Origin of the sequence: Psychrobacter sp. UBA6291 (genome assembly GCF_002439405.1) — a bacterium.
In the GTDB taxonomy this organism is placed as follows: domain Bacteria; phylum Pseudomonadota; class Gammaproteobacteria; order Pseudomonadales; family Moraxellaceae; genus Psychrobacter; species Psychrobacter faecalis.
This window is the reverse complement of sequence record NZ_DJUD01000047.1, coordinates 41716-56318: the sequence shown is the minus strand read 5'-3', so window position 1 is coordinate 56318 and position 14603 is coordinate 41716. Positions and strand designations below refer to the sequence as shown.

Annotated in this window: 12 protein-coding genes; 2 read left to right on the top strand and 10 right to left on the bottom strand. The window is 44.4% G+C overall.

The window, feature by feature from the left end; genetic code table 11:
* Positions 1–148: 148 nt before the first annotated feature.
* The 5 genes from B3R91_RS07955 to B3R91_RS07935 form a co-directional block, all read right to left on the bottom strand.
* The gene (locus B3R91_RS07955) at positions 149–1549 is read right to left on the bottom strand and encodes a bifunctional folylpolyglutamate synthase/dihydrofolate synthase (RefSeq protein ID WP_286797126.1); all 1401 of its coding nucleotides are present in this window, start codon (positions 1547–1549) and stop codon (positions 149–151) included.
* Positions 1550–1731: 182 nt separating this feature from the next.
* A complete protein-coding gene (accD, locus tag B3R91_RS07950) occupies positions 1732–2694 on the bottom strand; it encodes an acetyl-CoA carboxylase, carboxyltransferase subunit beta (RefSeq protein ID WP_286797125.1) in 963 nt (320 codons plus the stop codon).
* 286 nt (positions 2695–2980) lie between these two features.
* Positions 2981–3805 (bottom strand): tryptophan synthase subunit alpha, encoded by an 825-nt coding sequence (gene trpA, locus B3R91_RS07945; RefSeq protein ID WP_286797124.1) that lies wholly within the window; start codon positions 3803–3805, stop codon positions 2981–2983.
* 111 nt (positions 3806–3916) lie between these two features.
* Complete coding sequence (trpB, locus tag B3R91_RS07940; RefSeq protein ID WP_286797123.1) at positions 3917–5191, bottom strand: tryptophan synthase subunit beta; 1275 nt, start codon at positions 5189–5191, stop codon at positions 3917–3919.
* Between the two features lie 99 nt (positions 5192–5290).
* Entirely contained in the window at positions 5291–5974 is a 684-nt protein-coding gene (locus B3R91_RS07935) for a phosphoribosylanthranilate isomerase (protein WP_190295464.1), read from the bottom strand.
* A gap of 225 nt (positions 5975–6199) precedes the next feature.
* On the opposite strand from B3R91_RS07935, the gene B3R91_RS07930 reads away from it, so the two are divergent.
* On the top strand, positions 6200–7849 hold the full coding sequence (locus B3R91_RS07930) for a cryptochrome/photolyase family protein (RefSeq protein WP_286797122.1): 1650 nt from the start codon (positions 6200–6202) through the stop codon (positions 7847–7849).
* A gap of 18 nt (positions 7850–7867) precedes the next feature.
* On the opposite strand, the gene B3R91_RS07925 is transcribed toward B3R91_RS07930, so the two are convergent.
* Together B3R91_RS07925 and B3R91_RS07920 are read right to left on the bottom strand one after the other, a co-directional pair.
* Positions 7868–8116 carry a hypothetical protein gene (locus B3R91_RS07925; protein WP_068408519.1) on the bottom strand — a complete coding sequence of 83 codons (249 nt, stop codon included), beginning with the start codon at positions 8114–8116 and terminating at the stop codon, positions 7868–7870.
* Positions 8117–8279: 163 nt separating this feature from the next.
* The gene (locus tag B3R91_RS07920) at positions 8280–9020 is read right to left on the bottom strand and encodes a DUF4230 domain-containing protein (RefSeq protein ID WP_286797121.1); all 741 of its coding nucleotides are present in this window, start codon (positions 9018–9020) and stop codon (positions 8280–8282) included.
* Positions 9021–9681: 661 nt separating this feature from the next.
* On the opposite strand from B3R91_RS07920, the gene B3R91_RS07915 reads away from it, so the two are divergent.
* The gene (locus B3R91_RS07915; protein ID WP_286797120.1) at positions 9682–11400 is read left to right on the top strand and encodes a proline--tRNA ligase; all 1719 of its coding nucleotides are present in this window, start codon (positions 9682–9684) and stop codon (positions 11398–11400) included.
* Positions 11401–11501: 101 nt separating this feature from the next.
* Here the strand turns inward: B3R91_RS07915 and queF are convergent, their stop codons facing one another.
* The 3 genes from queF to B3R91_RS07900 all read right to left on the bottom strand — a co-directional run bounded on the left by queF (position 11502) and on the right by B3R91_RS07900 (position 14447).
* On the bottom strand, positions 11502–12389 hold the full coding sequence (gene queF / locus B3R91_RS07910) for an NADPH-dependent 7-cyano-7-deazaguanine reductase QueF (protein ID WP_286797119.1): 888 nt from the start codon (positions 12387–12389) through the stop codon (positions 11502–11504).
* Positions 12390–12595: 206 nt separating this feature from the next.
* The gene (locus B3R91_RS07905) at positions 12596–13369 is read right to left on the bottom strand and encodes an ABC transporter permease (protein WP_068408525.1); all 774 of its coding nucleotides are present in this window, start codon (positions 13367–13369) and stop codon (positions 12596–12598) included.
* Positions 13370–13499: 130 nt separating this feature from the next.
* Positions 13500–14447 (bottom strand): ABC transporter ATP-binding protein, encoded by a 948-nt coding sequence (locus tag B3R91_RS07900; protein ID WP_068408527.1) that lies wholly within the window; start codon positions 14445–14447, stop codon positions 13500–13502.
* Positions 14448–14603 lie beyond the last annotated feature (156 nt).

Genomic DNA, 14603 nt, shown 5'->3' with positions numbered 1-14603 from the left:
TTACGTCCATCCATTTATAAAGGTTATGCCGAGCATCTCTCTCATAGCATTGTATAGCAGGATGCTAAATCAATTTGATTATAAAGCATATTTTTCATACTGTCTGCCATCATGCTACTGCTAAGATTAACATTATATAAATACGATTTTAACTTAAATTATCAACCGCAAGTGCCGCTAGCGTTTCGCCAATCGTATGGAACGAGCCACATACCACGATTAAATCTTGCGCTTGACTACCCTTTATAACGGCATCGGTGGCTTCTGATAAACGTTTAAACTCATGTATTTGCGCATTATCGACATAGCTTGCTAAGATACTTTGCAGCTGCTCAGTGCTCGCCGCCCGTGGATAATCAATCTCAGCGATAAACCAATCGCTAATAGGCAAGCCCGCTTCGGTCAAACGTTGCACGACTTTATTGATATCCTTATCGCCCAACATAGAAAACAGCATTTTAATGCTGGCAGGTTTACGGTTGGCTTGATTCTCTTGGCTGCTACTGCTTTGATTGAGAGCATCAGCGCTATTTTGCGTGGCTAAATGCTGCTGCCAAAGCGGTAATAATTGCGCCAATAAAAACTCAACGCCTTGCTCGTTATGCGCCACATCAAACAACCAATAACGGTTATGCGTCTCACGATAATCAAAACGACCAGCGAGCTTGACCGTCTGCAATGCCTGTTCGATAGCCTTTTTATCAATATTTAATGGGCTTGCCAGCACCGCTGATAAGGCATTGGCCGTATTGGTCAATGACAGTGCTGGACGTGGTAGTTGCATGGTGACAGCGGCATTACTGTATTGCCAAACGTCGGTATCCACTTCACGATAATCAAAGTCTTGCCCAGCTTGATAACAAGTTGCCTGATGCGTATCAATTGCTTGCTGCACACTAGCAGGCATCGCAGTAGCACCATAAACTAGAGTAATGCCATCACGTAAAATACCTGCTTTTTCACGGCCAATATCTTCGACATTATCCCCTAGCCAATCGACATGATCGATGGCAATGTTGGTAATCACCGCCATATCAGGATCGATAATATTGACCACATCAAGGCGACCGCCGAGCCCAACTTCTAATACCCAGACATCGCAGTCTGCTTCGGCAAAGATTAATAATGCTGCAAGCGTTGTCATCTCAAAAAATGACAAGGTTAAAGCGCATCGCAACCGCGCAGCCTCTACCTTGCTAAAGGCATCAATTAAGGTCTCATCACTGACCATATCGCCATTGATACGCACGCGCTCGTTAAATACACTTAGATGCGGTGATTGATACAGTGCTGTCTTATACCCTGCCGCTTGACACATTTGCGCGATGACCGCAGTCGTTGAGCCTTTACCGTTGGTGCCCGCTACGGTAAATACATAAGCATCGTCTTTGGCTGACTGTACCACGCCTAACGCCTCAGCAACCGGCAATACTCGCGACAATCCCATATCTATCGCCGAGACATGAATCTGCTGCATATAATCAAGCCATTCGGTCAAACTCGAGTGCTCAGTAGGAGTGTTAGAGGTAGAAAGTGAAGAGTCAGACATGGGCAGAACCTATATGAAATTTTTCGGGAAAATAGAGAATGTGAAAATGCTTAATTAGGAAATAGAGACAGTATATAACTACCTAGCCAAAAAGCAAAAATAGCATTTACCGTGATTGACGATAAATGCTATTAAGTCATAACGACCTCGATTGCCTGTTTACTAAACCAGCTCAGCACATGTTAAGCATCAACATTAGGCACGCGGCATAGTTTTGCCAGCAGACGGTAAATGGTATCAATCAATTGATGACGGTGCACCACTTCATCGACCACGCCATGCTCTAATAAGAACTCGGCACGCTGGAATGGCTCTTCTAGCGTCTCACGTACTGTCTGTTCAATCACGCGCTTACCAGCAAAGCCAATCATGGCCTTTGGTTCTGCCAAATGGATATCGCCAAGCATAGCAAGCGATGCCGTCACCCCGCCATAAACAGGATTGGTCAATACTACAATATATGGCACACCAGCAATTCGTAAGCGTTCAATCGCCGCTGCCGTACGAGCCATTTGCATCAAAGATAGCAGACCCTCTTGCATACGCGCACCGCCAGAAGCAGCAAAGCAGACTAAGGGTACTTTATCTTTAAGGGCTTTTTCAGCCGCTTCTACAAAACGGTCGCCGACCACGGAGCCCATAGAGCCACCCATAAAACGGAAGTCAAAGGCACACGTCACGATATCAAGATTGCGCAATTTACCATACATCACAATCATTGCTTCAGACTCACCGGTTTTGTCTTGTGCTTCGCTCATGCGCTGCGGATACGGCTTACTATCCACAAAGCTCAATGGGTCTTTGGCAGTGAATTGCTGTCCTAGCTCACCCTCTACTTGGTCGAGTAGCCAGTTTAAGCGTTCACGAGCACTCATCGGTAAATGATGGTCACAATGCGGGCAGACATAGCAATTGAAAATCAGCGCCGTATTGGTAATCATCGAATGACAGCTGCTACACTTGGTTGACGGTTCAGTTTCGACAGCCGTCAAAGGTGCGGTCAGTTGCTGTTTAATGCCCGGTATCGGGCGCTCAAACCATGATTGCCCAGCGGAACTGCCATTTTTTTCAGTCGTGCTTGTTTCAGTATTATTTGCAGTGGTCATATCAGGTTTTGTTATCGTATCAGTCATAATGTTCGCCATTATCAAAGGCTTATCGACAAGTTGGCCAAGTCGGTTTAATTGGCTTAGTCTCTTGTCCCTAAGAAGTCCGTTTATAAGAATCAATTTAAAAGTCATATAGCCTTAAACATCAGCAGTTATAAAGCACGCTTATGCGCAACTGTAACAATTTATATGTGATGTTAGTTTACACACGTAAACTAACTTTAGCAAAGTCATTTGCCTGTGTCTTTATAAACATTGTTATAAAAATTGCGCTGACCTTCTAAGCCTTTCAAATTTAGATACCAATAAACTCGATATAATATTAGGCGGTTAAACTATCAAGTGCGCCGCGTAACTCGTCCATTTTTGCCATAATTTTTTGCTGAGCAGCTGCGACCGCAGTCGCATCTTTAGCATCGATATCAGCAAAGTTTTGCACCAGCGCACTACCGACGATAATACCATCGGCGTGCTGACCGATCGCTTTGGCAGAGGCCGCATCACGAATACCAAAGCCCACACATACTGGCAAATCGGTCTCGGCTTTAATCGCTTGCACTTGGGTAGCCACATCATCGGTATCGAGCGTCGCCGAACCGGTCACGCCTTTTAATGACACATAGTAAATATAACCACCGCAATGGGTCAGAACTTGCTCGCGGCGCTCAGGTAAAGTGGTTGGTGACAATAGGAAAATCTCGTTCATCGCATGTTCAGTCAAATGCTGGGTAAAAATCCCCGCCTCGGCTGGTGGCAAATCAACCATCAAAATCCCATCGACGCCTGATTGCTCGCATAAAGCGACAAAATTGTCATAACCGATGATTTCCACGGGATTCAGATAACCCATTAAGATAATCGGCGTCTGCGTATCTTGTTTGCGGAATTCTGCCACCATGTTTAGTGCATCACGCGTACTAGTACCGGCTGCTAACGCACGCTCACCAGCTGATGCAACAGTTGGGCCATCGGCCATTGGATCAGAAAACGGCAAGCCGACTTCAATCATATCTGCGCCGTGCTTAACCAAGTCATGTAGTAAGCCAACAAAGTTAGCAGGGGTTGGATCGCCTGCCATTACATAAGGAATCAGGGATTTTTTATTTTGGGCTTTTAAGGTTTCAAAGGTGCTTTCAATTCGGGTCATAGTGTTCTCTACAATTAATTCAAACTGGCTATATTGGCTCTATATATATTAAAAAGAGCCAATCAATTTATTTTATAAAAGTGGATTTATAGGGTGCAGTACAATACGTGGCTACAACTCAATACCTTCCGCTTTCATTACCGAATGCAAATCCTTATCACCGCGACCTGACATATTAACGATAATGCTTTGCTCAGGCGTCATGGTTTTAGCCAGCTTCAGCGCATAGGCGACCGCATGAGCAGATTCAAGCGCAGGGATAATCCCTTCTTTACGCGTCACTTCATGAAAACCCTCCAATGACTCTTTATCGGTACAGCCAACATATTCGACGCGTTTCATGTCTTTTAAGAAGCTGTGCTCAGGGCCAACGCCCGGATAATCAAGTCCCGCTGAGATAGAATGCGTCTCTTGGATTTGGCCTTCATCATCTGCCATTAGATAAGTACGATTGCCATGCAATACGCCGATACGACCAGCGGCCAATGGCGCTGAATGACGACCGGTCTCAATGCCGTCACCTGTCGCTTCGACACCATACATTTTAACTTCAGTATCGTTTAGGAAATCAAAGAATAGACCAATCGCGTTTGAGCCACCACCAACACAGGCAACCAACGCATCAGGCAATTTACCGGTTTTTTCTAAATGTTGAATACGCGCTTCTTTACCGATAATCGCTTGGAAATCACGTACCAGTAGCGGATAAGGGTGCGGCCCTGCAACCGTGCCAATGATATAATAAGTCGTATCAACGTTGGTCACCCAGTCGCGCATGGCCTCGTTCATGGCGTCTTTCAGCGTCCGCGAACCTGAAGTCACTGGCACCACTGTCGCACCAAGCAAACGCATACGATAGACGTTCATCTTTTGGCGCTCGACATCATCGGCACCCATATAAACGATACACTCTAACCCTAGGCGCGCAGCAATCGTTGCCGTCGCAACGCCATGTTGTCCCGCCCCAGTTTCGGCGATGATACGCTTTTTACCGCACATTTTGGCAAGTAGCGCCTGCCCGATGGTGTTATTTACCTTATGCGCGCCCGTATGATTTAAGTCTTCGCGTTTAAAATAAATCTGCGCGCCACCAATCTCATTACTCAAGCGCTTGGCATGATAAAGCGGGGTTGGACGACCGACATAATTGACCAAATCGTTATGATACTCTTCCCAAAACGCCGGATCGGCTTTGACTTTGGTGTATAAGGTTTCAAGCTCTTCGAGTGCTGCCATCAGGGTTTCAGAAACAAAACGACCGCCATGAACGCCGAAATGTCCGCGTGCATCAGGATATTGGTTAAAGTCTTGCACGTTTTCTGGATTGGTAAAGGTATTGATGGCTTTAGCAGTAGCAGATACATCTTTGCTTGCGACATGACTCATGATAATTCCTACTATAATAAGTGGTATTTTTTAGAATAAATAAAGGGAAAGATTTTAGGTAATGAGCTATTTAATAAATATAAATCCACCGTTAAAAGGCTAATTACTGTTATTCGAAGGTTCGCTCGGCGTCTCGTTTTGCCATCGGTCGCGTTTAACTGCTTTCATAAAGGCACGCATTTTGGCAGCGTCTTTTTTACCTTTGCCCGACTCAATACCGCCACTGACATCGACGGCATAAATCGGCAGCTCTAAAGTAGCAGCGACATTGTCGGCATCAAGCCCGCCCGCTAAAATAATAGGCAGCGAGCTGTCTTGCGGTAGCAAACTCCAGTCAAAACGTGCACCTGTGCCGCCATACTTATGAGGATGGTAAGCATCGAGCAAAATACTGTTCGCGCCAGCAACAGCAAACTCATCAATTTGAGCGCTTACGCCAGCAGTGGTGTGCTGCTCGGTATTAATACGTAAGGCTTTTATCCAGCGTTTATTGACCGCGCTTGCCAGCTGCTGACACTGTTCGGGCGTTTCATCACCGTGAAATTGAATGATATCAAAAGGGACATGGTTTGCCAGTTCAATAAGTTCTGCTCGCGGCATATTGACCACCAAGGCCACGACACTTATAAAAGCGGGCAAAGAAGCACTTAGCAATTGCGCCTGCTCAATAGTAACAGCGCGCGGACTTGGTGGATAAAACACCAAGCCGACGGCATCGACACCCAACTGAGCAGCCATTTTAATATCACTAGGCTGGGTAAAACCACAAAACTTCACCTGCATAATGTGACCTTAGATATAACATAAAATAGACATGACACTAAATATAACGTTGATAGATTGGCTCGAATACATAGATGACGATAAATATTGATTGCCAACGCTAAAAAGCAAATATGATGATTTGTTAATTGAATGGCATATCCATTGCATCCAAAAACTTATCCTAGCATACTTTTATTCACAGTTTTGTTTATGATTGCGATTGATTAATATAGGAAAGGTGGAATGTCTAAAACGGTGGCGGCAACGTCTCAGCACATTGCTAGCAATAATACGACGAGTGCAAACCCCGCACATTATTTAATATGGTTTCGTCGTGACCTGCGAGTTCATGACAATACGGCATTGGCAGCGCTTTGTGAACGTGCAAATGCGGATAATGCGCGAGTCAGCGCTATTTTTTTTATGACGCCTGAACAATGGCATGCACATGATATGTCACTCACCCAGCTCGATCATATCGCCCGTACCTTGCCACTCTTAGCAACCTCTTTGCAAAAACGCTTAAATATCAACTTAACCATACAGCTCTGTGCCAGCTTTTCTGATTGTATAGAGTCGCTAACCATGTTGTGTGAGGTAAATGATATCGATGTTGTCATGGCAAATCATGAGTACGAAGGTAATGAGATTGACCGCGACCAAGAACTAACCAAACAACTTGCCAAATCAGATATCAAATTTATCCGCTGGCACGACCAATGTATCTTGCCACCAAAAACCATTACCACCAATGACGATAGCATGTATCAGGTCTTTACCCCATTTTATAACAAATGGCGGCATACCTTGGACGTTAGCAATTTACAAATACACCAAGCCATGGCGGTAAACTATCAGTCAAAAAGCAGCCAGTCAAAAACCACCCTAAAAACTGCAAAAGATAGCGCTCATACTGTTAAAGACATAGAACAACTCAGTAAAAAAGCCGTCGAAGATTATCAGAAACAGTTAGAGACTGCTGCAGAGTATCAGCACATTGATTTTGGCGCTCAGCTTGAGCACGCTAGGATAGCTTATCCAGCGGGTGAAGATGCTGCTTGCAAGCGTTTAAAGGATTTCATCGCTGACGACATTGATAACTATGACATCAGCCGCGATGTACCAAGCTTACAGGCGACCAGCCAGCTATCAGCCTATCTCACTATCGGGGCAATAAGCCCAAGACTGTGCTATCTGCAAGCCACAAAATCATTAGAGAGATTACAGGGTAATGATAGCGACAACTTTAGCAGCTCTGATAACAACGATATTAATCGCTGGATAAGTGAGCTGGCGTGGCGTGACTTTTATCGTCATGTTTTAGATGATAAGCCCGAGCTTATTCGCCATAAAGCTTATAAAGAAGAGACAGATAATAAAATTCATTGGTCATATAATCAGGATAATTTTAAGGCTTGGTGCACAGGCATGACAGGCGTGCCATTGGTCGATTCGGCCATGCGCTGTCTCAATGCGACCGGATTTATGCACAATCGCTTACGGATGGTGACGGCGATGTTTTTGACCAAAGATTTATTAATGGATTGGCGCTTGGGCGAGCGTTACTTTATGCAGCAGCTGATAGATGGCGATTTTGCATCCAATAATGGCGGCTGGCAATGGAGCGCGTCAACTGGCACAGATTCCGCACCTTACTTCCGTATTATGAACCCTTTTAGCCAAGCTAAGAGCCATGATACTGATGGATTATTTATTAAGACTTGGCTGCCAGAATTAAAAGACGTGCCAAGCAGAATTTTGCATAGTGAAGATAAAATGCGTAAAGCGCTCACAAAGGGCGGTCAGTTTGCTGACACTGCTTATCCTGTGCCGATGGTTGAGCATAAGGCAGCACGACAACTGGCGATTGCTGAGTTTAAAAAACAACGCTGACATTTTTAGTAAAAAGCGCTAGTTTTCTACTTGAGCTACCTCTTGTGGCGTACTGCCAGTTTGTACCAAACTGCTTTGTGCTGCACTATCTATATCGATAGCTGGCTTTACTATTCGTGTCTGAATGGTATAAATAGCATACGCAAGACAAGTAAAGCTTATGATGAGCAGCACCCACGTCGCAAAAGGTAGCGATTCTTTTGCTTTAGGCTGCTTGATTAATTCGCGTTTCTCATGAACGGAGGGCTGATTATTGGAAGTTGTCATATACGCCACCTCTTATATCATATAAGCTTATTTCAATGACAGCATTTATAAGGCTGTCGTTAATGATAAATAAGTCCTGCTATATAATATAGTAACCCTATTGCCAATAAATTCAAGCAACATCTGTTAATTGGCGTAGTGGTTCGTTAATCCGTTTTAAGTATTAAGCCGTTGGCAATTGACACGCCCCTGCGCCCTGCGTGGTTACCGTTACCACAGCACCCGTCAATGAAAACAACTGCTGCAATTGGGTTTGCGCATTTTCTAATGCTAAATTCATCACATCACCGCGACAAGCGCGCTCAAGCACTTCTTTTTTCGCCATACTTTGCGCTTGTTGCAAGATTTTTGGATCGACCTGCATCATACCAAAAGCGCCCGTTTGCCAATCATAGATTTCAATATCGTCTAAATAAACAGAAAATATTTCTGACGGCGGCAAGATAATATTGATTTGCGGCAACATTGACACCGGCGTATTAGCATCAGCTTCCTGCAGCTGTTCAACATCAATCTCTGGCTGCACCACCTGTACCATCTCTGGCGTTAACGCACTCAAATCAATCCCTGCTTCTACGCGCCCGCGTGCAATAAACAAACCCTTTTGCTCATCTTGCCATAGCTTCATCCAGCTGCCTGGTTTTTGGCTAGTGATAACGGTATCGACACTAAACGCCACCGTCTCCAAACGATTTAATTTTTGAATTTGCATCACCACCCCTTCACGGGTAATGGTTTCTATCGGTTCTTCCTTGGTGAGGTTTTGCAGGCTATAAATCGCAAAAGCGAGCGCGGCAAGACCGATAAGCAATATCAGCCACGATAACATCGAGATGGGTTTTTTCGCTTGCGGGCGCTTGGCATTATTCTTATCTACTGAAGAGTGGTTATCAGGGTTGACCATGTAAACTACCTCAAGGTTTTATATTAATTCTTATCAGCATAAAATTGCTAAATACCAAACCTTTAATGCTATTTGTTTATAAGCATTTCAAGCAGTTACTACCATTCTCCTACATAATTGATGAGTTCAATGCCACTTTAAAAAATAGCTTTTGCTTCACTAATTATCTCTCTATTCTCTTATGTGCAAAATCTATAAATCGTGCTGCTTTATCAGCTAACTAAAATTTTATCTTTGAGTCTCAAAAACTGGCAGATTTTGAGTTTAAAAATCCGCTTATTTTTAGCATTGTTATTGAGTTTAGCCACTGTTTAAGCTGAAACAACAAAAAGTCATTGCGTCTTAGGCGAACTTTACCTAACATAGTCAGATTGTATAAGCAAAATGTTGGCATGCACCCATTTTTCTGGCTTTTTTGCCAAAAATATGACGCTGTCGATATGGATGTATTCATACAAAAATAAAAGTTTCACCCTTTTTGTAAGGCGTTTTATAAACGCACTTTCTAATAACGTGCTGCTTGTTGCAGTACTTTTTAGCTAGGCAGGTCCTAGACTATTACCAAGTGATAAAAGGTAAGCTTGCGTCGGCCACCAAAGCATACGCTAAATATCCTCCTATTTCTTATTTATTTTATCGTTGATAAGGTTCCGCTTTATTTATGAAAGCCAGTCAATTTTTGTTTGCCACGCTAAAAGAAACGCCCAGCGACGCTGATATCGCCTCAAGCCAACTCATGGTAAGAGCAGGTCTTATTCGTAAAATCGCTTCTGGATTGTATATCTGGCTGCCGATGGGTTTACGCGTGTTGCAAAAAGTCGAACGCATCGTTCGCGAAGAGATGCAAAACGTCGGCGCTCAAGAAGTGCTAATGCCAATGACCCAGCCTGCCGAGCTTTGGCAAACGACCGGGCGTTTTAATGACTATGGTCCTGAGCTGCTACGCTTTAAAGACCGTCATGACCGCGATTTTGTCTTGGGGCCGACGCACGAAGAAGTCATCACCAACCTTGCTCAAGGTGAGCTGCGCAGTTATAAGCAGTTGCCGATTACCTTTTTCCAAATCCAAGGTAAGTTCCGTGACGAGATTCGTCCACGTTTTGGCGTGATGCGTGCGCGTGAATTCACCATGAAAGACGCTTACTCGTTCCACGCTGACCAAGCGTCTTTGGCAAAGACTTACCATAAGATGTACGACGCTTATACGCGCATCTTTACCCGTTTGGGTTTAGATTTCCGTGCCGTGCAAGCGGATACCGGTTCTATTGGCGGTTTTGCGTCGCATGAGTTTCATGTGTTGGCAGACAGCGGTGAAGATGATATCGCTTTCTCTGACGTTTCTGATTATGCAGCCAACGTTGAGCTTGCCGAATCGGTCAGCACCGCTGAGCGTCAGCCACCAAAAATGGAGCGCGAAGATGTTTTAACGGAAGACATGACCAGCTGTAAAATGGTTGCTGAGCATCTAGGCGTACCATTAGAAACTACGGTAAAAACCTTAATTGTCCATGGTCATACCGAAGATGATGAGCCGCAATTAATCGCGATAGTCTTACGCGGTGACCATCAGCTAAATACCATTAAAGCGGAGAAAATTGAAGAAGCCAATGTACCGCTAACGATGGCCTCCGATGAAGAGCTTAAAGCCGCTGGTTTGCATAAAGGTTATATCGGCGTTGATTTGGATATGCCCGTATTTGTCGATCGCTCGGCAGCGTCTTTGTCAGATTTTGTCTCGGGCGCCAATGAAGTTAATAAACATACCATCGGTATGAACTGGGCGCGTGACGCCAGTATTACCCGCGTCGTTGATGTGCGCAATGTACAAGAAGGTGATCCTTCTCCTGACGGTAAAGGCAGCCTAAAAATCAAACGCGGTATCGAAGTCGGTCATATCTTCCAGTTGGGTGATAAATACTCGCAAGCGATGAATGCGACTGTCTCTGGCGAAGATGGCAAGCCCGTGACCATGATGATGGGTTGCTACGGTATTGGCGTTAGTCGTATCATCGCAGCTGCTATCGAGCAGAACAACGATGAAAACGGCATTATGTGGCCACAAACGCCAAGCATTGAAGATTCAATTGCGCCGTTTGAAGTCGCTATCATACCGATGAAGTCAAAAGAAGACACCGTCATGCAGACGGCGACCGCGCTGTATGAAGAGCTAAAAGCTCAAGGTGTTAACGTCCTACTTGATGACCGTAACGAGCGCCCGGGCGTGAAGTTTGCCGACCTTGAATTGATTGGTATTCCGCATCGTATCGTGGTTTCAGACCGTAACTTGGCTGAAGGCAAATACGAATACGTCAATCGCCGCGAAACAGAAAAGCAAATGCTGAGCCGCGAAGAAGTGATGGCAAAAGTAAGCGGCAAATAGTTTTTACTAAAACTTGCTCAATAAAAAAAGCGCCTATCTGAATCAGATAGGCGCTTTTTTAAACCAAACGCTGCAAAATCAATTTAAATAAAACCATTACCTTACTGGCGAATTAAGCGGCTTGGCTGCGGTAATAACTTTATATCACTGACGCGGCAAGGATTGATATCGATACCGCCGCGACGTGTATACCACGCGCGCACCATCAGCTCGCTTGGCTCATAATGTTTGCTTAAATCAGCAAATATTTGCTCGACACACTGCTCATGAAAGCCATTATGCTGACGGAAACTTAAAATATAACGTAACATACTTGCTTCATCAAATGCTTTATCACTGGTAATTGAAACCGCTAACGTCCCCCAATCGGGCTGATTGGTCACCGGACAATTACTCCGCAGCAAGTTAGAATAAAAAGTATAAGGCTGCGCAACTTCCGCCGTATTGTTGCTTGCTAAATTATTATCATCTGCCTTGCTCTCTAGCAATGACGCGTCAGGATGTTCCGTTAGCGCGCCTTTCTCGCTGCTATTGGCAAGTGCCTCATCAATACAAACGCCTTCAGGTTGAGCAATTAACAAGCCTGTTGCTTTATCATCCAAGTCATCATTTAGGCTAAATATTTCAACGGTTACTTCTGCTTGAATGCATGACGATAAGTCTTTAGCAATCAACGCTTGCACCTCATCCCAACTACCAAACTCAGTAAAGTTAATACTATTTAAATATAGTTTTAATGACTTTGATTCGACGATAAACGGCGAGCTTGCCGGGATACCAAAACGCGCAATAGCCACTTGCGAGATACCTTGTGCATTTAACCAAGACAGCTCAAAGGCGTGCCACCAATCGACGCCCACTGCTAGCTTATCATCTTGCCAGCCAATCACATCGCGCCCTAGATTGCGCGCTATTGGATAGAGGGTCTCAGGACTATACTCAGTTGGATAATCAGTAGTTTGTTCGCCTAAAATACCGTGAATACTCATGGCTAATTCCTAATAGTAAAACTGATGATATTTAAAATGCTAGAGATAGTAGCGTTCATTTAAAATCGATACAGTGCGACTGGGATGAATTTTCCGCAGCCTCTGTGCTAGCAGCAAGCAAGGAAAATGTATCCCAGTCGCACGCCATCATGAAGACAGCGATTTTATTTTAAACTGACGATATTATAAATAGAACTCGCCCTAACTTATAAACGAATACGCGAACCATCACTTAATAGTCGATAAGAGATGATATAAAAAATGACGCAAAAGGCAAAGATAGCCGCCATCGAATACCACACATTGACATCAGAATAGCCAAGGATACCGTAGCGGAAAGAGTTCACCATATAGACAATTGGGTTCAATAGCGAAATATTTTGCCAAAATGGTGATAAATTCTCCATCGAATAAAACACCCCGCCAAGATAGGTCAGCGGCGTCAACACAAAGCTTGGAATAATAGAAATATCATCAAATGAGCGCGCAAATACGGCGTTGATAAAGCCGCCAAGCGAGAATAAAACCGAGGTGCCAATCACCGTAAATAAGGTAATAAATAAGTGCTCAATACCCAGCTTGGTAAAAAATAACGCCACAATAAAGACGATGACCCCAACCGCCAGTCCGCGGAAAATACCGCCACTGATATAACCGGTCAAAATAGCGTGCTTAGAGATTGGCGATACCAGCAGCTCCTCAATGCTCGAGTGAAACTTAGCACTAAAAAAGCTCGAGACCACGTTTGAGTAACTGTTGGTGATAATCGCCATCATAATCAAACCGGGCACGATAAACTGCATGTATGGCACACCGCCCATCTCGCCCACGCGCGAACCGATCATTTTACCAAAGATGACAAAATACAGGCTCATCGTAATGACTGGCGGCAATAATGTCTGCGGCCAGATGCGTAATATGCGGCGAATCTCTTTAATCAGCAGGGTGCGAAAAGCAATCCAGCGTTGTGCGAAGTTCATGCGTTATCTCTCCTAAGCAGTCTGCAGGCTAATATTAAAACGCTATCACGGCCCGCAAATTGCCTATATGGTTGCTATATTTATAGTAGTCTATTTATGTCTGCAGATTCAAAAAGTATGAAAAAATGAGCTACGAGCTTAAAGGTTCATGCAAGCTTTTATCGACCAGACGCATAAACAGCTCTTCTAAACGGTTGGCTTTATTGCGCATACTGGCGACCAAAACGCCTTGCTTAGACAACTGCTCAAAGACACCGTTTAGCGACTCCCCTTCTGTCAGGGTCACTTCAAGCGTTAAATCATCAGGCTGTAGCGTGTCAGTAACCCCTGTTAAAGCAATTTGCTTGGTCAATGGCGTCGCCAAATCAAAGACAAAAGTTTCGACCGATAACTGCGCTAATAAATCTTTCATTTCTGTATTAATACGAATCTCACCGTGATCCAAAATAGCGATACGCTTACAAAGCTGCTCTGCTTCTTCCAAATAATGGGTGGTCAAAATAATCGTGGTATTTTCTTCAACGTTAATCTGCTGCATAAATTCCCACATCGAGCGGCGCAGCTCGATATCGACCCCAGCCGTTGGTTCGTCGAGTATCAATAGCTTTGGTTTATGAATCAAGGCGCGCGCAATCATCAATCGGCGCTTCATACCGCCCGATAGCTCGCGCGCTTTATTATCGCGCTTATCCCATAAGCCTAATGCTTTGAGCAGTTTTTCTGCTCGCGGCTTAGACTCTTTTGCTGCAATACCAAAATAGCCGGCTTGAGTAATCAAAATATCTTCAACTTTTTCAAACTGATTAAAGTTAAACTCTTGCGGTACCACGCCTAAAAACTGCTTGGCTTTTGAAGGTTCAGCCAACAAGTCGGTACCAAAGATATGCACACTACCCGCCGTTGGCTTAAACAGGGAGCTAATGATACCAATCATCGTTGATTTGCCCGCACCATTTGGCCCAAGGAGCGCAAAAAATCCACCTTGTGGCACTGTCAAGCTGACATCTTTTAATGCCGAAAACCCGTTGCCATAGGTTTTAGATAGGTTCTGAATAGATAGCGCTGGCACCTCAGACATGAATACCTCTTTAATAATAATGTATCTATAAAGGAATATAGAAGACGATTCGGGAAAAGTTAGTTTCTCTCATATTTGCTCTCGTCTCTTACGACGAGTCTAGTGTCTAGATGTGAGGCTCGCGGTCGCAGATTTCAACGTTAGGATGATATAACC

Coding starts and splice junctions, on each gene's coding strand:
- B3R91_RS07955 (WP_286797126.1), bottom strand. CDS start 1,549: ATGTCTGACTCTTCACTTTCTACCTCTAACACTCCTACTGAGCACTCG.
- accD (WP_286797125.1), bottom strand. CDS start 2,694: ATGGCGAACATTATGACTGATACGATAACAAAACCTGATATGACCACT.
- trpA (WP_286797124.1), bottom strand. CDS start 3,805: ATGACCCGAATTGAAAGCACCTTTGAAACCTTAAAAGCCCAAAATAAA.
- trpB (WP_286797123.1), bottom strand. CDS start 5,191: ATGAGTCATGTCGCAAGCAAAGATGTATCTGCTACTGCTAAAGCCATC.
- B3R91_RS07935 (WP_190295464.1), bottom strand. CDS start 5,974: ATGCAGGTGAAGTTTTGTGGTTTTACCCAGCCTAGTGATATTAAAATG.
- B3R91_RS07930 (WP_286797122.1), top strand. CDS start 6,200: ATGTCTAAAACGGTGGCGGCAACGTCTCAGCACATTGCTAGCAATAAT.
- B3R91_RS07925 (WP_068408519.1), bottom strand. CDS start 8,116: ATGACAACTTCCAATAATCAGCCCTCCGTTCATGAGAAACGCGAATTA.
- B3R91_RS07920 (WP_286797121.1), bottom strand. CDS start 9,020: ATGGTCAACCCTGATAACCACTCTTCAGTAGATAAGAATAATGCCAAG.
- B3R91_RS07915 (WP_286797120.1), top strand. CDS start 9,682: ATGAAAGCCAGTCAATTTTTGTTTGCCACGCTAAAAGAAACGCCCAGC.
- queF (WP_286797119.1), bottom strand. CDS start 12,389: ATGAGTATTCACGGTATTTTAGGCGAACAAACTACTGATTATCCAACT.
- B3R91_RS07905 (WP_068408525.1), bottom strand. CDS start 13,369: ATGAACTTCGCACAACGCTGGATTGCTTTTCGCACCCTGCTGATTAAA.
- B3R91_RS07900 (WP_068408527.1), bottom strand. CDS start 14,447: ATGTCTGAGGTGCCAGCGCTATCTATTCAGAACCTATCTAAAACCTAT.